Source organism: Deinococcus alpinitundrae (assembly GCF_009982895.1).
In the GTDB taxonomy this organism is placed as follows: domain Bacteria; phylum Deinococcota; class Deinococci; order Deinococcales; family Deinococcaceae; genus Deinococcus; species Deinococcus alpinitundrae.
Genome location: NZ_WXZL01000028.1, coordinates 1 through 23,727, shown reverse-complemented (window position 1 = coordinate 23,727; position 23,727 = coordinate 1). Strand labels below are relative to the sequence as shown.

Here is a 23,727-nt window from a genome sequence, read left to right as displayed (position 1 = left end):
TTACCAATTGATACACTGAATGCATACCTTTGCCCCCTCAAGGGTAGGAATGAGCAGAGAGACAGGAACGAAAGAGGTGATGATATGAACCAACAAAGCATGTTCACCAGCGGCATCTCCAACTTCAGTGCCCTTCTTGAGGCCACTTCACTGATAGTCCGCTGCGTCGGCATTGCGGCAGTGGTCATGTATGTTCTTGTTTCCGGAGACGTGTCTACTGGAGCGTCTGCTACCCTGTCTCTCGCCCTCGCCTAACCTGTCAAAAAGAACTCAAGCCCCCGGCTAGCGCTGGGGTTTTTCTTGTCATTCCTCTACCCGCCGGGTGTCACGCCCCTTGAGAGGCTGTGAGCATGGCCTCGAACGCTGACCAGATCCTCCTGCAAATCCAAGCTCAAGTCGCAGGCGGTGCGGATGTCAAGGCGCTCTCCGGTCTGGTCAATCAGCTCGCGTCAGACCTGCGGGCCAGTGGCACCGCCACCGACGCGCAGCGGACGCAGCTCATTGCGGCCCGCGCCTCTCTGCAAGCCCTGGCCGGTGGATACGCGGCGGGCAGTGCCGAGGCCCGTAAACTCACTCAGGCCGCTGCATCGCTGACCGCGCAGATTGGACGCATCGACTCCGGCAACATCCGCGCCTTGGCCGGGTATCTCGCTGGGGTGGATACCAACGCCGCCGGGGCCAAGACCCGACTTGAAGGCATCGTCACTGCCGCCCAGGCCGCAGCAACCAAGTTTGCAGCTGGGAGTGTCGAAGCCCAGCGTCTCGCGCAGATCATTGCCGACGCCCAGCGCTCCATCAACCTGATCAACGGGCGCGGCATCGAGGATCTCGAAAAGAAACTCAAGGGCGCAGGCACGGCGGGCGCACAATCACGCACCCAGCTCGAAGCGGTGCGGGCGGCGGCGCTGCTCATGGCCCAGGGGTTCGCGGCGGGCAGTGCCGAGGCGCAGCGGCTGGCGGCCATCATCGCTGGAGCCGACGCAGGCCTCAAGCGCCTGACCGATGCCGAGAAGAGCACTGGACTGGCCGCCCAGATTGCGGCGCGGGCACTGGCCATGTTGCGCGGCGAGGCCGACAGCAGCGCCGGGGGCTTCAGCCGCCTCCAGGCCAGCCTCGTTTCGGTCAACGCCGGGTTCAGCCTCCTGCAGCAGATCACGCAGGGCGTTCAGCGGATCATCGGGAGCGGCCTCGGCCTGGTGCGCCTCGCAGGCGACATGGAACAGGCCCAGACAGCGTTTACCACCATGCTGGGCAGCGGACAAAAGGCCCAGGCGTTCCTGGCTGACCTGGCCGACTTCGCGGCCCGCACGCCGTTCGAGCTGGTGGGCCTGCGCGATAGTTCCCGCCGGCTGCTGGCCTACGGCTTCCAGGCCAAGGACATCATCCCAGTCCTGACCGCCGTGGGCAACGCGGTCGGCGCGCTCGGCGGCGGCAAGGACATGCTGGACGGGGTGACGCTGGCCATCGGGCAGATCTTCGCCAAGGGCAAGGTCATGGCCCAGGAAATGAATCAGCTTGCCGAGCGCGGGATTCCCGCCTGGAAGCTGCTCGCCGACAAGATCGGGGTCAGTATTCCTGAAGCCATGAAGATGGCTGAGAACGGGGCCATCAGCGCTTCAACGGCCATTCCTGCCATTCTGGACGGCTTGCAGACGAGGTTCGCGGGCGGCATGGCGGCGCAGAGCAAGACGCTGCTCGGCCTGTGGTCCAACACCATGGACGTGCTGAAGCTGGCGGGCGGCGACGTGGGTCAGTTCCTGATCGACAAGCTCGGCCTGAAAGATTTGCTGGTGGCGGTCAACGGCAACCTGGGCAAGATCCGGGCGGCCTTTGCGGGCGGCGGGCTGGACAAATCCTTTGACAGCATCGTGCTGAAGATCAACCAGACGGTGCTGCCCGTCTTCAACCAGGTGCGCGGGGCCATCATCAACGCCTGGAGCGCCATCAGCTCTACTTATCAGACGGTGCTGGTCCCGGTGTTCGAGCGCATCGCGCCGCTGGTCCAGCGCGTCTGGACCGAAGTGCCAGGCGTCATTCAGGGCGCGGCCCGGTTCATTGAAGGCGCGTTCAACCTGATCGCCGAGTTGTGGGAGCATGTGCTCCGGCCCGTGTGGGATGCACTGGCCCCAGTTCTGGGCACTGCCGTCACGGCCATCTTTCGCATTCTGGGCGGCTGGCTGGACCGCTTCGGCAGCACCTTCCAGGCCATTTCACAGCTCATCAGCGGCGATTATCAGGGCGCGGCCAATACCTTCTCGGAGATGTGGGCACGCACCGGCAAGTCCATTGATGACGCGCTGGAAAAGGTCTGGAGTGCCCTCAAGACCCTCGGGCAGAACGCCTTCAATAAAGCCAAGCAGATCGGCCTGAATATCCGCGATGGGATCGTGGCCGGAGTCGCTGATCTGGCGGTGAAGCTGGGCGAAAGCGTGTCGGGCGCGATTGAGAAAGTGAAGGGTTACATTCCCGACTGGGCGCGGGACTTGCTGCACATCGGCAAGGGCAACTTCGTGGATGGCACCGTGGCGCGGGCGCAGGGCGTGGCGGCGGCAGCCAGAGAGGACAGAGACGTTCGCAACGGGCCGACCTACGGGCCGAGCCAGAGCGACACGGCCCGCACGAACGTTCCAGATGAAACCGGCAAGTTTGGGCGCGCTTTCATCGAAGGCCTGGTGACCACTGGCAAGGTCAGTGGCAACCCCAAAATTGCGGCCTGGTGTGCCGACGTGGCGGCCAAGATTCAGTCGGAGCTGGGCAACAATCTGAAGTACAGCGCCAGCGCCGGGCAGCTGCGAAAGAACGCTGTCGCCGCCAATTATCTGGAAATCAAAGACCCCAAGGATGCTCGCCCCGGCGATCTGGTGTTCTATCGGGATCCGAAGGTCTACGGGGCTGTCCTGAATGCCAAGACCGGGCAGCGCACCGGGAACCACGTTGAGACTGTGGCGGGCTGGGAGAACAAGAGGCTGGAATTGGTGGGCGCAAACGATAGCACCCAGGGCCGCCGGATTCAGTTTTATGATCCGGGCCACGCCACCATCCTGCGCGCGCCCACAAGCCCGTTTGCCGCTGATGCTGCCTCCGTGCCCAGGCAAGCGGCTCCGGTCAGCAAAGCCAAGCCGGAGAATTACGATTACACCGGCGTGGGCGGCAAGGCTCCCGTAGCTTCCCTGCAGGACACCCTCAATGCCCGGCTCAAGCAGGCTGAAGATACTTTCACCCTCAACACCAAAGGGCTGGAGAAGAGTTCAGCTGGGTATCAGAAAGCCGTTGATCGTTACCTCGCCACGCTGAACAACGTGCAGAAACTGGCCTTCGATTCCGCTATGAAACTGCCAGAAGCTTCCGCTTCGCGTTCCGATCTGGCGGGCATCGTCAAATCGACTGCTGACAAGATCACTTCCCTGAGCAAATCGGGCGGCGCGCTGGAAGCCCTGAAAAAGCAGATCGACGATGCCAAAGGCGTGTTCAGTCTGTACACCAAAGAGACGCCCGGCTACGACAAGGCCCTGGACGCTTACCTGGCCGTGCTGCGCAAGGCCGCTGCCGAGACTAAGAAGCTCGGCGATGGCCTCCCGGCGGGGGAAAAGAAGAGCGCGTTCGGCGCCCTCTTCACTTCTACCAACAGTGAAATCACTTCTCTAGCCAAGAAAGATGGCCTCGCTGACCAGCTGAAGCGTCAACTGGAAGATGCTCGCGCCCTGTTTCAGCGGGTATCGGAGGATTCGCCGACCTACGAAAAGGCTGTCCAGACCTACATCGCCAGTCTTCAAAAGGCTCAGGCTGCTGCGAGTAAAGGGATTTCGGGCACCAAAGACCGCACCCAGGTAAACGCCCTGTCGGACCTTGTGGCGAGCACCCGCTCCGAGGTCGAGGGGCTGAAGGCCGCTGGGACCAATGCAGAGAAAATCGCGGAGATCGTGCGCCAGAAGAGCGAGGCCAGCGCTCAGGGCGAAGCTGATACCGCCAAACAGAGCCTTGCCACTGCCCAGCGCAGCTATGAACTGGCACTGAAGGCCGCTGGGGACAGTGCAACTGCGAAGTTGGCCGTTCAGAACAAAGAAGGCGCGGCCCTCGAAGCGGCTCAGGAGGCACAGGCGCAGAAGGGCTACAACCTTGCCAGGGTGCAGGCCAACAACACGCTGGCTGCTGCCCTACAAGCCGCTGCCAAAGGCAGGCCTGCCCTTCGAGAGGCCGCTGAGCAGCTTGCCCAGCAGCAGCACACCCTCGCCCTGCAAACCGCCCAGGATGCCCGCGATAACGCGCTGAGCAGCGCCCGGGATACCCAGGCGGCGCTGCTCAGCGAAGACGAAAAAGGCCAGCGTGCCCAGTCTGAAGCCCAGCTTAAGCTCAGCAAGGAACTGCAAGCCAGTCTGCGAGGCGTCAAGAAAGAGGCCCTGACTCAGCAGCTCTCCGACGCCGTGACCCAGCGGGACGCTGACCTGAAAAACGCCGAGGGCAACCTCACTGAGCAGCTGCGCATCGAGCAGGCCAGCGGCGCGAAGATCCTTGCCTATCAGCGCCAGCTTGCCGAGGTGCAGCGCAACGAAGCCAGCCGGGCGCTTGACGAAAAGGCGCGGCTCCAGAAACTGAGCAATGCCACAACCTACGCCGGGAACAGCACGGGCCTGGCTGCCGCGAATGCCGCAGTGGACAGCAGCACTGCCACCGGGAAAACCAACCTCCAGACGGCTTACCTCGCTTCGCTAGATGGCTTCGGGCGCGTGGCGGCCCAGCGGCTGAAAGACGTGTCAGTCAAGATTCAGGCGCAAGAAAATCAGGTCGCCGATCAGCTCTTCAAGGACCGCGCCGATCAGATCAAAACGATCTCCGACACGGTGAACGGCCTCTTCTCCGGCGGCGGCAGCATCGAGCAGCAGGCCGCTGGGCGCAGTGACGCGCTGGGCCTGCTGGCCGGGGCGCTGCGGGGCCTCCTGGGCGTCACGACGGATCAGGCCAGCATGGGTGAACTGAGCGACGTCCCTACCCTGCTGACGAAGCTGGCAGCAGCTGGAGTGGACCTCTCGCAAGTGGACTTCGATTCGCTGGGACAGCTCGGCGACCTCTTCAGGAACCTGACACTCAACAGTGACCAGTTCTTGCCGGTGGATCAGGCCAAGCAGTTCGCGGCAGCCCTGCGCGACCTCGGCGGCGCGGCGGCGGACCTCCAGTTGGGCCTGGGTGACAAGACCCTCAGCCCAACGATCCTCAGCGCCTACACCGCGTTGAACAACGGGGATCAGGCCAGCTTGCAGGCGGTGAACAGTGAGCTTGCCAAGATCGACCCGGAGAAGTACCCCTCGCTGGAAGCATTGGGCCTCAAAGTCCGGGCCGCCATCATCAAGGGCGCGCAGGAGGGCGTGGGCCTGACCATCGACGGCCAGAAAGGCGTCGTGCAGCAGCAGCTCACCCAGCTCGACCAAAACAAGGACGGCCTGAGTGCCGAGAATTACCTCTCGCGCCGCAAAGACCTGCTCGAACAGAGCGAAGCGCTGGACTATGCCGCCGAACAGCAGCGCCTGGACGCCGCCGGAGCGAGCTTTCAGGCCTATGAGAACGCCGAGGTGGCCCACCTGCGCCGGTTGCGGGGTTTGCAGGATGATTACAACGCCGGGGTGTTGAAGGCCGATGTGGACGCCGCCCGTGCCCATCAGCAGGCCCTAGACGATCTGGAATTGCAGGCCCTGGAGCTCCGGCACAGCAAGCTCGAAATCAGCGAAGAGGACTACATCAACCAGCGCGCGGCGCGGCAGCTCCAGCTGGCTCAGCAGACCAAGGAAAGCGCCATCAGCGACGCTGGGGGTCTCTACGGCGATCCCGCGAAGGTGCAGGCCGCTCAGGACGCTTTCAACGCCTCGCAACTTCGCATCACAGGCGAGCAGCAGACCGCGCTGGGTCAGCTCACCCTGAGCCGCGCCAAGCAGACCCAGGACACACTGGCGAGCCTGGAAGCGGCCAGCCTTGCCCAGCGCAAGGCCGCCCGCCTCATCACCGAAGAGCAGGCCAGCCGAGAGGCTGAGAGGCTCCAGATCGATGCCATCAACCGCGAAGAGAAGCGCGCCAAAGACGCCGCGAACAAGGCCGATGACGTGGACGCTTTCAACGATGCTGGACGTGTGGCCGAGGCTGCCCGCATCCAGGCCACCTCACAGGGGGAAGCCGAGCGTCAGAACATCGTTTTGCAGCGCCAGCAAGCCACTGAGGAGGCGCTGAGCAAACTCGAACAGGCCGGAGCCGATCAGCGCCACGCCTTGAAACTCACCGACGACCTGACTTACAGCCAGGAAAAAGAGGACATCCAACTCGCCAGCATCGAGCGCCAGCATCAGGCGGCCCTCACGGCAGCGGGCGTGGACGTTGACCTTCAGAATGCCGCCGACCGGGACGCCGAGGCGCAGCGCATCGCCCTGACGGCCCAGGGAGAGGCTGAGCGCACCCAGATCCTTCTCCAGCGCCGGGCAGCAACCGAAGACGCCCTGGCAGCACTGGAACTTGCTGGAATCGAGCGCCGCCACACGCTCGCACAGAGCGATGACCTGCAATACAGCCAGGAAAAGGAAACGGCCCAGGTAGCGGCCATCGAGCGCGAGCATCAGCGGGCGCTGACCGCAGCCAAAGGAGACGTGGATCTTCAAAACGCTGCTGACCGTGAGGCTGAAGCAAAAAGCCTCCAGGTCACCACCCAGGGCGAAGAGGAGCGCCGCCAAATTCGGCTGCGTCAAGCCCAAAGCGCCGAAGATGCCCTCTCGAAAGTGCAGGAAGCGGCCATCAACCGCGACCATGCCCTGCGCCTGAGTACCGATCTGGAATTGAGTCAGCAGCGCGAAACCTTGCAGCTCGCCTCGATTGAGCGCCAGCACCAGGCCGCGTTGCTCGCCGCCGGGGCGAATGTGGACCTCCAGAACGCGGCAGACCGTGAGGCTGAGGCCGCCAGCATCGCCGCCACGAGCCAGGGCAGCGCCGAGCGTGAGCAGATCCGCATTCAGCGCCAGCAGAGCACCGAAGACGCCCTCGCTAAGCTCGAAGAGGCCGCTGCTGACCGTCGCCACACCCTGGGCCTGAGCGGTGACCTCGAATACAGCAAGGAGAAAGAGAACCTGCAACTGGCCGCCATCGAACGTCAGCACCAGCGCGCCCTGCTCGCCGCCGGGGTGGACATCGACTTGCAGAATGCTGCTGACCGTGAAGCGGAAGCACAGGGCATCGCGGTAACGACCCAGGGCGAGGAAGAGCGCCGCGTGATTCGCTTGAACCTGCGCCGCGCCGCTGAAGACGCCGTGACGGCCCTCTCAACAGCCCAGGAAGAGGCCCGCTATAAGGCCGGGGCCGTGAGTGAGCAAGATCGCCTCACCGCCAGCTTGACGGCCCGCAGGCTGGCCGCTCAGCTCGCCTATGGCCGCGCCCTGGCCGACGCAAAAGACAACGCTGACAAGATCAAAACCGCCGAGCTGACCCTGCAAACCACGCTGACCCAGATCGACAGCGACGGGGCTGAGGCTCAAATCAGCATCGCCGACAAAGCCGCCGCCGCGAAAGTGAAGGCCGCCCAGCGCAAGGTGAACCAGAGCAACGGCTATGACTTCTCAGCCAATCGTGAGCTGCAAGGTGCCCTGACCGAGCAGATCAGCAATTACCGCGCCGAGCTGGTGGGCCTGGACCGTGACAGCGACAAGTACCTGACGACCCTAGAAGCCCTGGAAGGCGCTGAGGATGCCCTGCGCGCCGCCCGTGAGGCCCAGATCAATACCTTCGCCCAGTACGCTCAGCAGGCCGTCCCGATGGTCACAGCAGCCATGCAGGCCCTCGGCGGCACCTCGGAGGAAGTCGCCGGGCAGTGGGGAAGTGACCTCAGCGGCATGGTGAACGATGTCGCCAACTTCGCGAAGGCCATTTCAAAGGGCGATTACGTGGGCGCGGCCATTCAAGCGCTGACTTCGATCTTCACGTTCTTTTCCCGGCAGGCCGAGGCGTTCCGGGCGGAATTGAAGAAGACGACCGATTACGGGAAGAACTTCCGCTTCGACCCGAACGGCTACGGCACCCGCCAGTCTGAGCAGTACACCACGGGCATTCTGTTCTGGAAAACCACCCACTTCAAAGAGACCATCGACGAGCCGGGCAAGGCCCTGGCCCTGAGTCTGGAAGGTGGGATTGTTTCCGGCGTCGAGAGCGGGTTCAAAGCGGCGCTCGCCAGCGGCAGCAAGGACAGCTTCACGAAGTCGGTCTACGACGGCCTCAAGGAAGTGGCGTTCAAGGGTCTGGTCGACGGGTTCCTGAACAGTGCGCCGGTCATTGCTGTCTTCGGTCCGCTGGTGCAAAAACTGATGGAGGCGTTCAAGAGCGGCAACAAGGACACCATCGGCGCGGCCCTGGAGGATTTCAAAACGGGCGTGGCGTCGCTGCAACCGGCCATTGATGGGCTGATGGAAGCCGGGAAGGTCATTGACGATGCCCTGACGACGCCCGCTGAGAAGGCTCGAAAAGAATTGGAGATGGCCCGTGGCCTCGCCACTCAGCAGATCAGCATCGAGCAGGCCAGTCTGGACATCCGCAAAAATGCCCGGCTCATCAGCGACGAGGACGCGGCCCGTGAGCAGCTGGCGCTTGCCAAACGGACCAACGCCGCCGCCTTGGAAGAGGCACTCAGCAAGGAGGGGTTGACCCAAGAGCAAATCCTGCTGCTGCGGAATGAGTACCGACTTAAAGACGTGGCCGCCGAGACCGAGGCTGAAAACACCCTGCGGGCCATCCGCCAGAAGAACGTAACGGACCGCTTGAACAACGAACAGACGGCCCTCGAACTTGCCAAGCGCGCCGGGCTGGCCGACGACGTTTACCAAAGCAAGAAACGCGATCTGGCGCTGCAACAGGTGGCCGCTGAGCAAGCTGCCGCGCTCGCCAACCAGGCCCTCACCGATGAGGAGCGGGCCATTCTGCTCCAGCAGTTCGCCCTGCGCCGGCAGGGGATTGAGCAGGACTATTTGGACTGGCAAACCAGCGCGAACAGGCGGGCGGCAGAAATCGAGCGGGGCATCCGCTTGCAGGCCCTCTCGAACCTGGATTCCCTGGCCGACGCGGAGCACTCGCTGGCCCTCGCTGCTGCCGACACCGATGACCAGCGCCGCCAGATCGATGCCGCTTACAACGCCGACAAGCTGGCCCGCACGCTGGAAAGAATCGCCCTGGAACGCGAGGCGGCGCTGAGTGCCGCTGAGCTGACTGCCGCTCAGGTGGCGAGCATCAATGCCCAGTTCGACACCCAGGAGCGCGTGGCCCGCCTGACCGCCCAGGCTGCTGATCTACAGGCCGTGCGCGATCTGGCGAAAGCGACAGCGGACGCCGCCGAGCAGACCCGCGTGAGCTGGCGTCAATCCCTCCTGAGCGGTGTGCAGGCCATACTCTCCGGCGACAGCCCGCTGGATGCCATGTACAAGGGTGTGCGGGACCGCATCAGTCAGGCCATTCAGGACGGTTTCATCGTGAAACGCATCCTCAGTCAGCTTGACCCGCTGTTCACCCAGCTCGATGCGGCGCTGAGCAAGGGTTTAGACGCCGGGGGTCTGATTCAGCAGATTGGTGCGGCCCTGCCCGGCCTGAGCGTCCAGCTGGGCAGTGAACTGGGGCCGCTGCTGGGTCTCCTGAACAGCGCCATCCCGAGCCTGACCACTGCCGTGAACAACAACACCGCCGCCGTCAAGGAAGTCCAATTTACTCAGACGACCATCGTCCAGAGCGGCCAGCGCGGTGGGTATGACAGCGGCCTGCGCGCCCGCTTTTCGAGGTTCACGGCGTGAAGTTCTTGACCTACTACGTGACGTTCAGCCGGGCCGGGGCGGCGTGGCCGTACAGAACGGCGTACCAGCGCGCCGCTGGCGAGTACAAGCCGGGTGAATTAGCCGTCCTGGGTGGGAATCTGGAGATCTTGCCGGGGAATCTGTGCGGCTCCGGCAACCTGAAGCTGAGCGCTGTCCCTGAGCGTGGCAGCTCACGGATGGCCCCCGGTGACTGGGTGCGGGTGCACCTCTCGGACTCGGACGTGCCGATCTACCTCGGGGAAGTCGGGCAGGAACCCTGGGAGATCGGCGGCGGCGAGGTGAAGCTGCTGAGCCTCAAGGACCGGGTAGGCGACGCGGCGTGGCACTCGGACGTCGCAGCGGATGGGACGACAGTGCTGCCGCTCAAGGACCGATTTAAGCCGTACCTGCAAGCGGTCCTGGCCCGCGCCGTGCTGCCGCCAGGGATCACCGTGGGAAGTATTGCGGACGTGAACGCCGTGCTGAATGCCCTGACGCTGTTCGAGACCGTGGGGGACAGTTTCGCCGCTGCTCTGCCCGCCGCTGCCGGGGCCACCTGGGGCGTGAATCCCCTAGCTGAGATCGTGGTGCATCAGCTCACCGACACCTTGACCCACCGCTTCCCCCGCACGCGCTCCGACAGGCCGCCCGGCACCCACGACGGGTACAAGAACTGCGTGCGCTTCGAGTACGCCAGACCGGACAGCGTGCGGGCCTTCTTCGAGTACAAGGCCACGCTAGAGATTGCCGTCTTCGGTGAAGCGTGGCTGCCTGAAAGCCTGCCTGCCAGCGTGACGACCACCCAGAACAACCCGTACGCCGGGACATCGGTGGACATCAATATTCCGGTGATTCACCCGGACGAACCAACGTTTAACCTCAACTTGCACACCACCAACACGGCCCTGACACCGAACTGGACCGGCCATCTGGGTGATGGACTGGGCATCGGGCCGGGCACGCTGGCCGTGAATCAGGGCGCAGGCCTGCAGCTCACCCAGAATCAGCAGGAGACCGTGCGCATCACCCAGACGGCCTCGACAGGGAGCAAGGGCAACATCGAGGGCGTGGTGTCCTACACCCCTTCCGGGGGAACGGCAAAGGTGATCGATCTGGAGTATCAGATCGACGGCGGGGCCTGGACAACGATTCCCTACGTCCCCAACAGCGTCCGGCAGTTCAACCTCACCGGCAGTACGGCGCTGCTGCGGTATGTGCAGGCGGACGTCGATGCCTACATCACGGCGACCGGCCACCGGCCAGTCGCCTTTGACTTCGCTGTCCAGCTGCCGGGGCCGTCGCTGAAGGTTTATCTGCCTGCCGTTTCAGCAACCAGCAGCACAGGGGGATTGCCCGCGATGGGGCAGGTGCTGGCGACAGCGGGCACGGCGAGCGCCGGGATCACGCCGTATCAGGTACGGCCACTCTCAGCGCCTATGACCGTGCGGGTGGGACTGCCGGGCGTGTACGTCTGGCGGGCCGGAGACACCGTGACCACCGACGTGAACGTGACCGGCGTGGTGCTCAAGGATTTGACCACCGCCGTGACGCTGACCCGCAAGGACGATGTGGACGGCCCAGACCCGGCGCATCCAGAAGTCGGGCGGCGGCGCATCTGGGCGACACCGCAGGACATCACCGCCTCGCAGGTCATCGTGACCGGCGACCCGAACCAGATCCGCTGGGTGGGCGCGGCCATCGCTGATCAGGCCGCCCTGATCGCCTACGCCTACGGCCTGCTGCGCTACAAGATGCAGCCGGTCAGGAGTTGGGTGGGCAAGTACAAGACCTTGCGCCGCCTAGAGGTGAGCGGGATCGCCCGCTTCGATACCGCGCACGGGGACGTTGATCTGGATGTGACGCGGGGCGTGTACGACCTCGACACCCTGACGGTCAGCATCGAGGCCGGGACGCCGCAACCCTTAGACGATACCGAGGCACTCGACCTGGGCTTCCAGAGCGTCGAGCGCATTCTCCGCACCCCTGGAGGCCAGGCATGATTGACCGAGTATTCCTAGACGAGCAGGGGGCTGACCTCCTGAACCTGTATCGCTGGACCCCTGAGCAGGCGCTCTTCGTGAAGACGGAGACACTGCCGGATCTGGTTCCAATTGGAACCTTCGAGGATGTGCCGGGCACGGGTATGAAGATCTTCATCGGCGAGCGCCGCCCGAGGGCCGGGCAGATGGTCATCAGACTCGCAACACACGGCAAAAACCACGACGAGGCTTTTGCCCTGCAGCGCGAAATCGCCAACCTCGCGCCACTGTTTCGCGGTTACAGCCGCACGCCGGGCGGGACGTTGAGCATCGCCGGAGTGAGCAAGGTGACACGCAGCTTTGCCGGAAGTGCCCAACACGGCGGCGCGGTGGAACTCACCGTGGAGCATAAGTCGCCGTACTTCTGGCAGGAGAGCAAGAGTCGGTCTGTTGCTGTCGGGAGTGCGGCCATCGTCAACATTGGCGGGCAGGCGCGGGCGGATCTGCGGGTGAGCATCACGGCGGGCGGTTCGGCTGTCATCAATCCCAGCATCCTGAGTGATGCGGGGCTGACCACCTGGCACGGGACCATCCCAGCTGGGCAAATCCTGACGCTGGACGGTGAGGACGTGACCCTAAACGGTGTGGACGCCGCGCTGTACGTGACGGGGCCACTGCCCTATCTGGAACCGGGTTCGTCAAGCCTGACCATCACTGCCGCCGGAGCCAGCGCCGTTATCGCCTGGAAAGAGGGGGAACTTTGAGCATCTGGAAGTACAAGCATGACCGGGGCGGCGACACCAGTGCCCTGAGCGTCTCCATTACCGTTGCTGCCGGGCACGGCGTGATTGGTCAGAACGGCATTGCGCCAGCGAGCGGCTTTCCTGACGCGGCCATCAATTCGACCGGAGATCTCAAGGCGTTCGACGGCACGACTTACAGCGACTTCGTGAGCGGCGCGGCGCGGCCTGGGATTGACCCGGACCCGGATACCTACCGCTTGACGGTGCGGAAGGGCGGTCTGCCGATCAGCTCCATTACGTTCCAGCCGATCTTAAGCTCGCCGACGGCGACCGAGCTGGACATCAACGCGCTGATGTTGGTCGGGAAGGCGATTTCAGCCACTCCGCAGCAGCTCATTGCCCTCGGCGCGGGCTTGGCCGATCTGGACACCAAGAAGGCGCAGGCCGATGCTGACCATGCGGCAGCTGTGCAATCGCTGGCCGATAGCGCGCAGGCGCAGGCGCAGTTCCTGGCGTCGGCCAACCTTACCCCCTGGTCAGGTGGCGACCACACCACTCTGCCAAGCGCGGCGGGGAACTACCGCATCATGACCGGGGCTGAGCAGGGTCAGGTCTGGACCCGATCAACCAATGGCGCAACGGCCACCCGCAGTCCAGCGCTTGAATCCCTCAGCAACAACGATTACGCCATCCCCAACATCATCATCCGACCAAACTCCGTGACCATCAAGGACGAGATGGGCGGCGCGCAGACCAAGATTGCGTACACCCTTGAGAACTTTGGCGTGAAGGCAGACACGCTGACCGACAACACCAGCAAGATGCAGATGGCAGTGGACTCAGATGAGCACCTGATCTTCACTGGCCTCGCTGGCGGCGATTACAGCGTAGACGGCACCGTCACGGCCACCAACCCGCTCGGCCGGGTCTACGAGTTCCGGGGCCAGTCGCGCATCTTGCAGCAGGCCACCCGCACACCTGCCCTTAAGCTCGTGGGTGCCGTAGATACTGAGATCAGAAACCCCCGCCTAGCTGGACTTGGCGCGGGGGAATGGACCGGCCTGAGCAGCAACATGGGTCGGCTGCTCTGGCTCATGGGCGGCCAGGATGTGCGGGTCAAGGGCGGCCTGATCACCGACTTCGGCTATGCGGGCCTGTACGCCGAACTCATTGCCGGGCTGATTGTTGACGGGCTGAAGGTGGTCGGCCCCTCCGACATCACAGTGAACGGCAATCACAACTTCGGCATCAAGTTCGCCTCCAACTGGGACGAGGAAGGCAGACCCGGTGGCATCATCCAGCGCTGTAATGTGTCACGCACTGCTCAGGGTATCTTCACTGGCCCCGGCTGGGACGAGCTGCTGATTGACCTGAACTGGGTCTACGACATCATGGGCCAGCACTGCATGTACCTCAATCCCGGCAACGACATGACGGTGACGCGAAACAGGGTTTTCCGCGCCATCCTGAACGGCATCAAGGTGCAGGCCAGCTTTGCCAACCGGGGCAACAGCAAAAAGAATCTTGTCTTGACTGGCAACCGCGCCGCCAACACTGGTAACTGGGCTTTTGTGGTGTCCTCCATTTACGGCGGCTTGGATGAAGGCGGCAACGTCGTGCCGCAGAGCTACTTCCTCAATCCGACCATCAGCAACAACGTCAACCGCAGCTGTCTGGGCGGTATGGAAATCGACACAGTCCGTGACATCAAGTTCGACAGTAACGAAACCGAGGATTCGGGCGGCATGGCGTACAGCTTCCGCAACGCGACCGGGCGTGGGCGCGGCAACAAGGCCAGGAACAGCAAGACCTCGACCATCCAGATGCTCCAGCCCGTTTCGGGTGGGCGCATCGAACTGCTGGACTGGGATGTGGTGGGCAGCAACCTCGACCTGACCGGCCTGAGCGGCAGCAGTGACCAGCGCAACATGATTTACGCTGAGAACACTGGGCAAGTGATCCGGCTTTCCGGTAGGTTCGACGTGGGAGCGGGCAACCCCGACTACTCACTCTACGAGGCGATTGCCGGGACGGTGGAACTCTCAGACTTGACTCTGCCGCGCTACAAGGCAGATGGCACGGTACTGAACGCCCGCATCACTGGGGAACTGGCCGAACTTGACCGGGTGAACGCCCTGACGTGGTATGCCTCACCGACGATTCCGGCACTGGGCCGCAAAGGACGCGGGTTCACGCCCCTTCAGACGCTTAACGGCGCTGTCCCACCGAATGACACCGTGCCGTATGTGGCAGGCTAGGAAATCAAGGCGACCAACCCGCTGGCCGGGACGTTTGAGAAGTACGTGGTCACGGGCGGCGGGTACATGGGGCAGTTGACGTGGACGGCAACCACCGCCTACACGTTGGGGCAGACCGTCAACACCACCACCCGCGTCTACCGCTGCTCGGTGGCTGGAACGAGCAGCGCGACTGCCCCGACCCACACCACCGGCTCCGCCACAGACGGCACCGTGACCTGGGATTATGTGGGTGCGCTGGTCGGCGCGTATGGGGTGGGCGCAATCAACGGCGTGGTTGATCCGGTAAGCAGGGCGGGCAGCACAATGAGCGGCGCATTCGTGTTCACCAACGGCTCTCCGCTGCAATTCAACAATGGCTGGGTGATGTCAACCTTCACCGACAACCCGGCTGTGGGTGAGAACATCTTCTATATCCGCAGCTCTGCGGCCCGCAATAATCTGGACTGGATCGGGTTTGGTTCCACCATCACTGGCAACCGCCTCAAGGGAGTCAAGTTTCGCGCCTACTCGACATATTTGGACGCACCCGATGGCACTTGGCAGCTTAACGTGGGCAGAAGCGGCACAACCGCCAATCGCCCGACGACAACCACCGTGCCGTACCTGTATGTCGGCATGCCCTACTACGACACCACCTTGAACAAGCCGATTTGGGTCAAGACGGCTTCGGCCACGCCAGTCTGGGTGGACGCGACGGGAACAACCGTTTGATAAACTGAGCGCCACATGAAACGACTCACACTCCTGCTTGCCTTGGTGGGCACCGCTGCCGCCGCCCCGCTCTGTCAGGTGACAGGAAACGAAAAGTGGCCCAAGTGGGACATGAACACCACTGCCTATCCGCAGGAGGTGAAGCTGGGTTTTGGCATCCTCAAGAGCTTCAATCAACCGTCTTACTATTTTGCGGAGAAGGGCGGTCATACACCAACAGGCGATTACATGCACTTCAGCTTCCACCGGAGTTATGTAAATGGCCCTACAGTACAACTCGATGATATGGGCGTACCCAAAATCAAGTACGGTGACGGCTTCTATTTCAATCCGAACACAGTTGCCCAATATGCCCTGGGACGTTGGGGCCGCTATCTTCTTGCCACTGACCCAAAGATCAAAGAAGGTTTCAAGGTTCAGTTTCTGGACGCAACTGAAAAGATGTCCCGCTTCCAAATTGAGGACGGCTCTTTCAGATACGAGTTTCCATTCTTGAATTACGAAGCGGGCTGGGTCAGCAGCATGATGCAGGGCTTGGCGATGAGCGTTTACGCCCGCGCTTACGAATTGACCAAAGACCCCATCTACGTTAAGCGGGGCGACACCGCTATGGACTTCACACTCAAATCCGTCAAGGATGGGGGCGTAAGAACCGATCTGAGCGACCTTGATCCCTCACTGGCCGGGTACGTTTGGTTTGAAGAGTACCCGAACCTGCCGAACATGAAGCAACCGAATCAATGGCCGGGTTACTCAGCGGTGAAAACGGCCTATACGCTGAACGGTTACATGTTCACGCTTGTGGGCATCAATGACTGGGCAAAGACGACACCAACAGCGGCGACGGCGGCCAATGCAGACGAGGCTTTCAAATGCGGAATTAGCACGCTGGAACGCATTTTCCCGTATTACGAGATCGGCGGGTGGACAACCTATGATCTGCGGCAGGTCTACGGGGCCAAGCCTCTGACCAACTACTACCATTTGGTTCACACCTACCTGATGCGGGCGCTTCGGCAGGCGACGGGGAACAACCCTATCCTCCAATCCTATGAGGAGCGCTTGCTTCAAGATGCCGCCGCCCTCGACTACAAAGTACCGGCTGCTTACGACTATGTTGCAAAAGAGTAATGGAGCACGCATGAAAAGGTTCCTGCTTGCCTTCGCGGCGGCAACGATGGGCAGCGCTCTGGCCTACTGTGAAACGCCGCTCACTGCCCAGTCCGGTACATACAAGGCCACTGATCTGGTGATTGGCGAGGGTGACTGGGTGTTCCAGAATCAGCCGTCACTTCAGGATTTCAGGATGGATTACAGCATCACGCCTGACTCACTTAAGGCGCTGGCTTCCATCTCAGCGGGGTTGAAGAAGGGCGGGACTCAGTTGGTGATGGTCCTGCCGCCGACGAAAGGGCTGCTGGAATGGCAGCACCTCGCGGTCAACGCGCCGATCCTTGAGCGCTTCAAGCCTGAAACGGCGCTCAAATCTTACGAGGCCACCATCGCAGCACTGAACGGCGCGGGCATCCTGGCCCCCAACCTCTACACAGCCATGAAGCAGGACGCCAGTGATCCGTTCTTGAGGCAAGACCCGCATTGGAGTCCCAGCGGGGCGGCGAAAGCTGCTGAGGCAGTGGCGGCGCTCATCAAAGCCCAGCCGGATTTTCAATTGCCTCAAGACCCAGCTTTTCAGCCGATTCAACGCTCCGATATCACAGTAAAAACGGGAGTGGCGACTCCTTTCAAGAGCCTGACCGTTGCTGCCGTGCAAGCCATCTGTGGCGAATCGCCTTTGCAATCGTTCGCGCCTGTGAGCAGTGAAGCGGGTGGGCTGCTGGGCGATCCTGAAATCACGGTGGTCGGCACCTCGTTCAGCGGTAATCCCATCTTCCCGTTCGTGCCGCACCTGAGTGAGCTGCTGGGCGTGGATGTGGGCAACGCCGCGTTGAGCAGCGGCGGCTATCAGAACTCCATCCTTCAATACCTCGAATACGCTCGCAAGCAAGCGCCGGTCAAGTATCTAATCTGGGAGATGCCTGGTTGGTACGGCTACAACAACATCCCGATTCACCGTCAGGTGCTGCCTGCTGTACGGGGCGGCTGCGAAACAAAAGGCGCTGAGGTGGGGGACGCCCTGCCCATCGCGCCAAGAGCGCGGCAGTACCTCTATCTGAAGTTCCCCGGTGAGACGGTTGAGGTCAATCTGGCCGTTGATCTGGGGGGCAAGACGGAGCAGACGAAACTCACCCGCCTGCCCGGCCTGGGGGCACAGGAGTATTTCTGGCAGCTTGACGCAAATACCACTTCTGTGAGCGTCACGACGCCGAACAACAAGCCTTTCCAGTACGGCCTGTGTCCCCTTTGACCTAACCCTGAGTCCCCACGCTACCGGCCAGCCAACGCATACTTGAAGCCGATGGTCTCTCCCCTGAAATCACACGTTGTCCTGAGCGGTTCGATCGAGCATGCGCTGCTGAAAAGCGCCTCGATGGACCTCTCAAGAACACGTCGGCAGTTGCTGCTCATCGCCATTGAAGGTGGCCTGAGCCTCTACGACGATCAGACGGTTGTCACGGCGTTGCAACGGTTGACGGCCACAGGGTTATTCAAGTCGAATCGTGGCCCTGGAAGGCTCCGAAATTACCGCCTGACCCCGCAAGGCGAGCAGCTGCTGAAGGTCTTCGCCGAACGTCCAGCCTGATTGGCGTTGCTGTCGGCCAGTGATCGAGCAGCTTCTAGCACCCTTTTCTATACTTGCGGTCGATGCCTTCTCCCAAACAACCCCACGTCGTCCTCAGGGGTTCGATCGAGCATGCGCTGCTCGCGAGCGCTTCACTAGACACACCCAGAACAGGCCGGCGGTTGCTGGTCATCGCCATCCACCAAGGCCTGAAGCTGTATGACGATCCGACGGTGGCGACGGCGCTGAGACGCTTGAAGGCCAGTGGGTTGTTGAGCGCGCCGTACAAGCGCCCGGCGCGCCTCTACCAGCTCACGGAACAAGGTCAGCAGGTGCTGCAGGTGTTCGCCGAACATCCAGCTTGATCCCAATCCACCTTCCCAGCCCCCGGCTCCACGCGGGGGCGTTCGCTTTGCTCCTCAGCCCCGAATGACGCCGTAGATGATCAGCGCGATGACAATCAGGACGAGAACGGCTGAGGCAACATCAACGGCACGCTCTCGCCTTGTCTTGGTCCACCAGCGTCTCTTCTTCACCTGTTCAGCTTGCCATAGTCCCGCCCGCCTGAGCGCGGGCTTTCCCTTTGCCCTGCCCAGGTGTCACGGGCGCGGCAAGACTTGAACCATGCACCGGAGGCCAGATGATTAAACTCACCGCGCTCACCCTGGGCGGCCTGGGGCTCGTGCTCGCCTCACTGGCCGCTCTGCCGCCCGGCGTGTGCCGAGCCGAGGTGCGGCCCATCAACCGCGCTGCACCGCTCAATCAACTCCTGATCTCGGTCAGCGTCCCGCTGGACTGCCCCCTGACCTCGAAGGCCGTCCTGCGCTTCCGCACCGCCCAGGACGGCGTGCTGCCAATCATCGGCTACTTCGTGCTGCGCGGCTCCTACCCCCGTGAGCGCCGCTTGTGGCTCACAGCTAAGACCGACGAGGGAGGTGTTCCGAGAGTGGAACAGAAGTTTGAGGGTCAGTGGAACACCATCTGGCGGGCCGGACAATGAGGGCCGCGCGCTGGCAGATCCGCTTCAATTACGCCATCAGCCTGCTGGTCAGCGCAGCCATGCTGTCTTGGCCAGACGGTAGACCCTCTTACGTGGCGCTCGAAACCTTCGGCGGCCTCGATGTGCCCTGGTGGGTGTGGCCTGCACTGCTGGCCTTCGGTGCTGTGTTTCTGCTCTCAGCACGGGGGCGCGTCTGGCTGACTGCCGGGTACATGCTCACCGGCATTCTGGTCATGACCATCGCGGTGTGCGTGTTCGTCTCGATTGGCCCCACCGTTCAGCTCGGCCCGGCCGTCGCACTGGTACTGGGCTGTATGCGGCAAGGGACAAGTGCCAAGAGCGAGGCGGCGTGAGCGTCGGAGCGGGAGAAATCGCCGGTTGGCTCGTGGCCGGGGGGACGGTGCTCATCAGCGCCTTTACGCTGCTCGGCAAGAACAAACAGGATTCATTCTCGCGGCTAGACAGCGAACGGGCGCGGCTGGAGGGCGCGAATAAGACACTCGGTGAACAAGTCGAGAAGCTGAAAACGCAACTCCGAGAGTGCGAGGACATGAAGCACCGCTACCAGGTGCTGATCGAGTTTCTCGGCGACATCCTCAGCAACGCCTACCCGCTGGACTGGATTAAAACCCGCGCCCAGACGCTGAAAGACCGGGAGAAACCATGAACAAGATTCAACGAAGCATCGACGCCGTGCTGGCAGGCAAGCTCCAGATTGAGCGCGAGCCGAACTACTGCCTCAAGGCCGATCGGCAGGTGATCGAGGACGCCAACGGCTGGGCAGGCGGTGAGTGGTACAAGCGCATGGGCATCTGGAGCCACTTCACGGCGCTCAACAAACAGCGCGCCCCCACTGTGCCCTGGGCGCGGAGCATGGAGCAGGCCTTCATCGACCTGAAGTGGACGGTGCCGGTCAAGCAAGCGCGAGCGGGTGACGTGGTGTTCTCCCGGCTGCCTTCCGACTTCGGGCACATCGGCTTGATCGGCGAGGGCGCAGGCGGGCAACTGTGCGTGCTGGAAAACGCCACGGTGCGGCGCGGCCAGTCGCTGGATGGCTCGCTGAACTGGGTGCCGCTCGAGCAGTGGGGCGGCCTGACCACGGTGGGCCGGATGCCCGATGTGTGGGTGTTCGACGTTGCATCACCCGCGCCGGTGGTAACCAAGCCTGCGCCGGTTGCCGTGCCGACTGGCCCGCGTGTGCTGGTCGAGAACGAAGCGGGCGGCTGGGACAACGTGGCCGGGCAGCGCATCACGCGCGGCGGCGTGACCGTCAACGCCACCGATCCGGGCGCGGTGTGGATCGCGCTGAGGGGGGAAGCATGAAAAAGACTTGGATTCTCGGCATGCTGCTGCTGGCAGGCACGGCGACGGCTCAGGCTGACGGTCTGGGCTTCGACCTCACCGGCCTCAGCATCCTGGGCAGCAGCCCCGCAGCGCTGGCCGCCCTGGTGTTCGGCGTCAACAGCACCATCAAGCGCAACATCTCGGTTCGCTACGCCGCGTATGTCCCGCCGCGCAAAGAGCCACCCGCTCCTGTCTGGTGGGCCTTGAGCGCGGTGCTGGGCGTGGCGGGTGCGCTGATCCTGTACTTCAGCAACCTGGGCGGCAGCTTGCCCCTCTTCGGGCTGACCGGCTGGCCCACCGCGATCTTCTTCGGCCTGGCCGCTGGCCTGACGGCCGTCATCGGGCGGGACGGGACAAAGACCGTACTCGGCTGGATCGGAAGCAACACGCCGCCCGCCGTGATCGCTGTGCCTTCGACTGGCGGCCTGGAGACCATGCCACTGCTGAGCCTCCCCACCAAGGCCGAGCCACCACAAGATGACCCCGATTTCCCCTCTGCCACTCGCACCGACTGGCCCGCCGTGGTCGGTGACGATGCACCACTCGCTGATCAGCCCGTCAACCCGCCGCCCGCGCCCGCTGTCACCGTGGTGACGGCCTTAGTCCAGGAGGGCCCATGAACGAACTACTGAAGCTGCTCACTGGCATGTTGGGCGCGAATGTGCCCGTTGCCGCTGCCCTGAAACTCGCGCCGATCCTCGCGCCAGTCGTCATCGACCTGGCCGACGGCGACGCGCACCTCTCGGCCGAGAACCGGCTGAAGCTGCAGGAAGAAATCGAGCACCTCAAGGAGCGTGGTCAGCTGTGAAAAAACGACTCGGACTCTTGGCTTTGACGGCCGTGATTGCCTTCGCTTCCTGCGCCCCGGCCCTGCAAGCCGCTCAGCAGGAAAGTGCTTCGCTGAAGATCGATGGCGCGAGCGTGGTGTTCGTCAACCCCGGCCCAGACACCGCGACGGCCCCGGCACTGCTGCTCTCCGGCGACTTTGTGACCACCGACCAGAACTGCCGGAAGCGGGCCAGCGGATACACCGGCTGCACCCTGCCCGACGTGGCAGCAGGCAAGCTCTACCGGGTGGTCATCGACCAGGGCCAGGTCAAGGCGGGCAGCGTCACCTTCTACCGCGCCAGTGGCGGTGTGCGGCCGATTTACCTGCGACTGCCGTGAAAAACTATTGTCTTGCCGCAATCGTTTTGGGCTTGCTGCTCTCCGGCTGCGCTCCGCAGATCACGCACGCCAGCCCCCCGGTTGTGCTGCCCGCCTCGGTCCCCAGCGGGCCACAGATTGTCGCCTCTGATCTCGTGTCGGTGGTGCTTGACGGCGCAACGGCACTCATCACCGTCAGGCCCGGTGTGGACCTGGCCGCCGTGCGGTTGCGCCTGGCGGACGGCAGCTACAGCGTGATTCTGAACGACGAGGCGGGGTTCCTGATTTCTGGCACCCTGCCTACCGTCAGAGCGCCGCTCGTTCCGGGTGTCGTGGTGGAAGTGGCCCCGAGTCTCGGCGCTGACTTCCTGCCGCTGATTGCAGTACCGCTCCGCCCGTGACATTCGGTGGGTCGGAGCAGAGCTGGCCCAAGTAAACGCCACAAGTCCGCAACAAAAAAGGCCCCCTGCACCCGCTTCGGCGGTCGTGCAGGGGGCCTTCTCGTTACCAGCCGTCCTCAGAAGGTGAGGATTAGTTGACGGCGAAATCCGGAAGTGACGTGATTGAAATGTTAAAGGCTTCGGGAGTAAGTGTTGCAAAGTCCTCAGGTAATAGATTGAAGCTGTCGATGTACGGGCTATAAGTCGTTTTAGACAATGCAACACTTGATGTGTAAGAAACGGGCAAATCTGGTATGGCATCTATTTTGAAAATAATCGGATCTGCCGTCGGGTCTGTTGTGTTGTAGAATGACTCTCTAAAAGACTTGGTACCGCTAGAAAACTCCCCGCTGATAGTATAATCCTTGGAGTTTGTAAATTGAATCTTGCCGTTCTTAAAAGCGCCTAGAACGGAAGCACTATTCAAAATATTACTTGACGTATACGTTACACCGTCGATTGTCGCAGTAGCACTATATGAACCACTCACTGGCTTGATACTTCCAGCATAATTAAAAGAGTAGTATTCATTTGTTGTGAAGGGACCGATTTCAAGGTTGAAGACATTCACATCAGCCGGTCCAGTGAGCTGGACAGCATTCGTTCGACCGATGCTGTTACCTGGTCCTCTGAACTTCACCAGCGCAGCAGTACCGATGCGCGCATCGGTCGTGCCCGGCAAATAGTTGATCGTGCCCATGGTCAGTTCCAGCCCGTAGGTCGTCACACTGAGGGTACCGGATTTACCGTTGTCAGTAGCGGTCAGGGTCACGGGTGAGGCGCTCAGGCGCTTGACCGTCAGCTTACCGGAGGCATCGACATCCACGACGTTCGGCGCGCTGGACGTCCAGGTGAAAGCATGGCCACTGAGCACGGCTCCGCTGTTGCTCTTCGCACTGGCCGTGAGGGTCTTATCCTCGCCGATCTTGAGGGTGGCTGGGCCATCAATGCTGATGCTGGCGGTGGTGGGCGGCGGGGTGGGAGTGCTGCAGGCAGCGAGGAGCAGGCTCAAGCCAAGAATTGGGATAAAGGTCTTCACAAGAGAAGTATAGATAAATTTGAGTGAGCTGAGGAGGGACTGAGAAAAGCTGACGATGGTCCAGATTCGAAGGCCCTATACGCCCGCAAGTCGAAGCCCCCGCCCTGGCCGAGTGCCGGGAGCGGGGGCTTTTCGTCGTTTGATGGTTCAGGGCGTGAGCTCAGGCCCTTTCCAGCGGTAGTAATTCATCCCAGCCACCCGCTGAGGATCGTGGATCGCCCGGATCGCATAACTAAAAGTCATCAAGGCAGGGAAACTGCCCAGGACTGCAACCAGCCACCAAATCGTCGAGTAGCGATCCAGCAACATCAACATGACGCCAATCCGGACCATGCCATGCAGAAAAAAACTCAAGGTCCCCCACAAGAGCCACCGCCTCAAAAACAGATATGGAGCGTCGCGGTAATGCAACTGACGCGCACCGCTGTAGAGCAAGCATGTGGCCACAAACAGCAGCAGGCAGTCGACAGCAAGTGAGTAGACTGAGATGTTGCGGTTTATAGTTTCATGCAAAAAAGTGCGTCGTGAACGGCATTCAGCTGATTCATTTCTAGAAATAACTCCGCGAGGCGCACCTCGGTCAGGAACTT

Annotated in this window: 19 protein-coding genes; 17 read left to right on the top strand and 2 right to left on the bottom strand. The window is 62.3% G+C overall.

The features are described from left to right. The first annotated feature begins 350 nt into the window (after positions 1-350). The 17 genes from GUI70_RS18745 to GUI70_RS18665 all read left to right on the top strand — a co-directional run bounded on the left by GUI70_RS18745 (position 351) and on the right by GUI70_RS18665 (position 22,059). On the top strand, positions 351-9,794 hold the full coding sequence (locus GUI70_RS18745) for a tape measure protein (protein ID WP_161883844.1): 9,444 nt from the start codon (positions 351-353) through the stop codon (positions 9,792-9,794). Beyond that, the gene (locus GUI70_RS18740; protein WP_161883843.1) at positions 9,791-11,794 is read left to right on the top strand and encodes a hypothetical protein; all 2,004 of its coding nucleotides are present in this window, start codon (positions 9,791-9,793) and stop codon (positions 11,792-11,794) included. The genes GUI70_RS18745 and GUI70_RS18740 overlap by 4 nt, the downstream gene beginning before the upstream one ends. After that, the gene (locus GUI70_RS18735) at positions 11,791-12,537 is read left to right on the top strand and encodes a hypothetical protein (protein ID WP_161883842.1); all 747 of its coding nucleotides are present in this window, start codon (positions 11,791-11,793) and stop codon (positions 12,535-12,537) included. The genes GUI70_RS18740 and GUI70_RS18735 overlap by 4 nt, the downstream gene beginning before the upstream one ends. Further along, on the top strand, positions 12,534-14,774 hold the full coding sequence (locus GUI70_RS18730) for a hypothetical protein (protein WP_161883841.1): 2,241 nt from the start codon (positions 12,534-12,536) through the stop codon (positions 14,772-14,774). The genes GUI70_RS18735 and GUI70_RS18730 overlap by 4 nt, the downstream gene beginning before the upstream one ends. Before the next feature lie 66 nt (positions 14,775-14,840). Further along, entirely contained in the window at positions 14,841-15,488 is a 648-nt protein-coding gene (locus GUI70_RS18725; RefSeq protein ID WP_161883840.1) for a hypothetical protein, read from the top strand. A 15-nt stretch (positions 15,489-15,503) separates the two neighbouring features. Continuing rightward, a complete protein-coding gene (locus GUI70_RS18720; RefSeq protein WP_161883839.1) occupies positions 15,504-16,619 on the top strand; it encodes a D-glucuronyl C5-epimerase family protein in 1,116 nt (371 codons plus the stop codon). A 10-nt stretch (positions 16,620-16,629) separates the two neighbouring features. Then, positions 16,630-17,853 (top strand): alginate O-acetyltransferase AlgX-related protein, encoded by a 1,224-nt coding sequence (locus GUI70_RS18715; protein WP_161883838.1) that lies wholly within the window; start codon positions 16,630-16,632, stop codon positions 17,851-17,853. A 51-nt stretch (positions 17,854-17,904) separates the two neighbouring features. Next, entirely contained in the window at positions 17,905-18,189 is a 285-nt protein-coding gene (locus GUI70_RS18710) for an eS19 family ribosomal protein (RefSeq protein ID WP_161883837.1), read from the top strand. Positions 18,190-18,251: 62 nt separating this feature from the next. Beyond that, positions 18,252-18,533, top strand: a complete 282-nt coding sequence (locus GUI70_RS18705; protein ID WP_161883836.1) for a helix-turn-helix transcriptional regulator — start codon at positions 18,252-18,254, stop codon at positions 18,531-18,533. A gap of 275 nt (positions 18,534-18,808) precedes the next feature. Continuing rightward, on the top strand, positions 18,809-19,168 hold the full coding sequence (locus tag GUI70_RS18700) for a hypothetical protein (protein ID WP_161883835.1): 360 nt from the start codon (positions 18,809-18,811) through the stop codon (positions 19,166-19,168). Next, entirely contained in the window at positions 19,165-19,521 is a 357-nt protein-coding gene (locus GUI70_RS18695) for a hypothetical protein (RefSeq protein WP_161883834.1), read from the top strand. Before GUI70_RS18700 ends, GUI70_RS18695 begins: the two co-directional genes overlap by 4 nt. Continuing rightward, a complete protein-coding gene (locus GUI70_RS18690) occupies positions 19,518-19,835 on the top strand; it encodes a hypothetical protein (protein ID WP_161883833.1) in 318 nt (105 codons plus the stop codon). The genes GUI70_RS18695 and GUI70_RS18690 overlap by 4 nt, the downstream gene beginning before the upstream one ends. Further along, the gene (locus tag GUI70_RS18685) at positions 19,832-20,491 is read left to right on the top strand and encodes a hypothetical protein (RefSeq protein ID WP_161883832.1); all 660 of its coding nucleotides are present in this window, start codon (positions 19,832-19,834) and stop codon (positions 20,489-20,491) included. Before GUI70_RS18690 ends, GUI70_RS18685 begins: the two co-directional genes overlap by 4 nt. Then, positions 20,488-21,132 carry a hypothetical protein gene (locus GUI70_RS18680; protein WP_161883831.1) on the top strand — a complete coding sequence of 215 codons (645 nt, stop codon included), beginning with the start codon at positions 20,488-20,490 and terminating at the stop codon, positions 21,130-21,132. The genes GUI70_RS18685 and GUI70_RS18680 overlap by 4 nt, the downstream gene beginning before the upstream one ends. Then, positions 21,129-21,320, top strand: coding sequence for a hypothetical protein (locus GUI70_RS18675; RefSeq protein ID WP_161883830.1), 192 nt, complete (start codon positions 21,129-21,131; stop codon positions 21,318-21,320). Before GUI70_RS18680 ends, GUI70_RS18675 begins: the two co-directional genes overlap by 4 nt. 23 nt (positions 21,321-21,343) lie before the next feature. Then, positions 21,344-21,679 carry a hypothetical protein gene (locus GUI70_RS18670; RefSeq protein ID WP_237725033.1) on the top strand — a complete coding sequence of 112 codons (336 nt, stop codon included), beginning with the start codon at positions 21,344-21,346 and terminating at the stop codon, positions 21,677-21,679. Further along, positions 21,676-22,059: a hypothetical protein gene (locus GUI70_RS18665; protein ID WP_237725032.1), complete on the top strand. Its 384-nt coding sequence runs from the start codon at positions 21,676-21,678 to the stop codon at positions 22,057-22,059. Before GUI70_RS18670 ends, GUI70_RS18665 begins: the two co-directional genes overlap by 4 nt. 130 nt (positions 22,060-22,189) lie before the next feature. Here GUI70_RS18665 and GUI70_RS18660 read toward each other — a convergent pair whose 3' ends face one another. Further along, a complete protein-coding gene (locus GUI70_RS18660) occupies positions 22,190-23,137 on the bottom strand; it encodes a hypothetical protein (RefSeq protein ID WP_161883827.1) in 948 nt (315 codons plus the stop codon). Positions 23,138-23,284: 147 nt separating this feature from the next. After that, positions 23,285-23,727: hypothetical protein (locus GUI70_RS24515; protein ID WP_237725031.1), on the bottom strand; the 443-nt coding region annotated here is incomplete at its 5' end.

Coding starts and splice junctions, on each gene's coding strand:
- GUI70_RS18725 (WP_161883840.1), top strand. CDS start 14,841: ATGGGGCAGTTGACGTGGACGGCAACCACCGCCTACACGTTGGGGCAG.
- GUI70_RS18720 (WP_161883839.1), top strand. CDS start 15,504: ATGAAACGACTCACACTCCTGCTTGCCTTGGTGGGCACCGCTGCCGCC.
- GUI70_RS18680 (WP_161883831.1), top strand. CDS start 20,488: ATGAAAAAGACTTGGATTCTCGGCATGCTGCTGCTGGCAGGCACGGCG.
- GUI70_RS18695 (WP_161883834.1), top strand. CDS start 19,165: ATGAGGGCCGCGCGCTGGCAGATCCGCTTCAATTACGCCATCAGCCTG.
- GUI70_RS18700 (WP_161883835.1), top strand. CDS start 18,809: ATGATTAAACTCACCGCGCTCACCCTGGGCGGCCTGGGGCTCGTGCTC.
- GUI70_RS18735 (WP_161883842.1), top strand. CDS start 11,791: ATGATTGACCGAGTATTCCTAGACGAGCAGGGGGCTGACCTCCTGAAC.
- GUI70_RS18705 (WP_161883836.1), top strand. CDS start 18,252: ATGCCTTCTCCCAAACAACCCCACGTCGTCCTCAGGGGTTCGATCGAG.
- GUI70_RS18685 (WP_161883832.1), top strand. CDS start 19,832: ATGAACAAGATTCAACGAAGCATCGACGCCGTGCTGGCAGGCAAGCTC.
- GUI70_RS18715 (WP_161883838.1), top strand. CDS start 16,630: ATGAAAAGGTTCCTGCTTGCCTTCGCGGCGGCAACGATGGGCAGCGCT.
- GUI70_RS18710 (WP_161883837.1), top strand. CDS start 17,905: ATGGTCTCTCCCCTGAAATCACACGTTGTCCTGAGCGGTTCGATCGAG.
- GUI70_RS18745 (WP_161883844.1), top strand. CDS start 351: ATGGCCTCGAACGCTGACCAGATCCTCCTGCAAATCCAAGCTCAAGTC.
- GUI70_RS18675 (WP_161883830.1), top strand. CDS start 21,129: ATGAACGAACTACTGAAGCTGCTCACTGGCATGTTGGGCGCGAATGTG.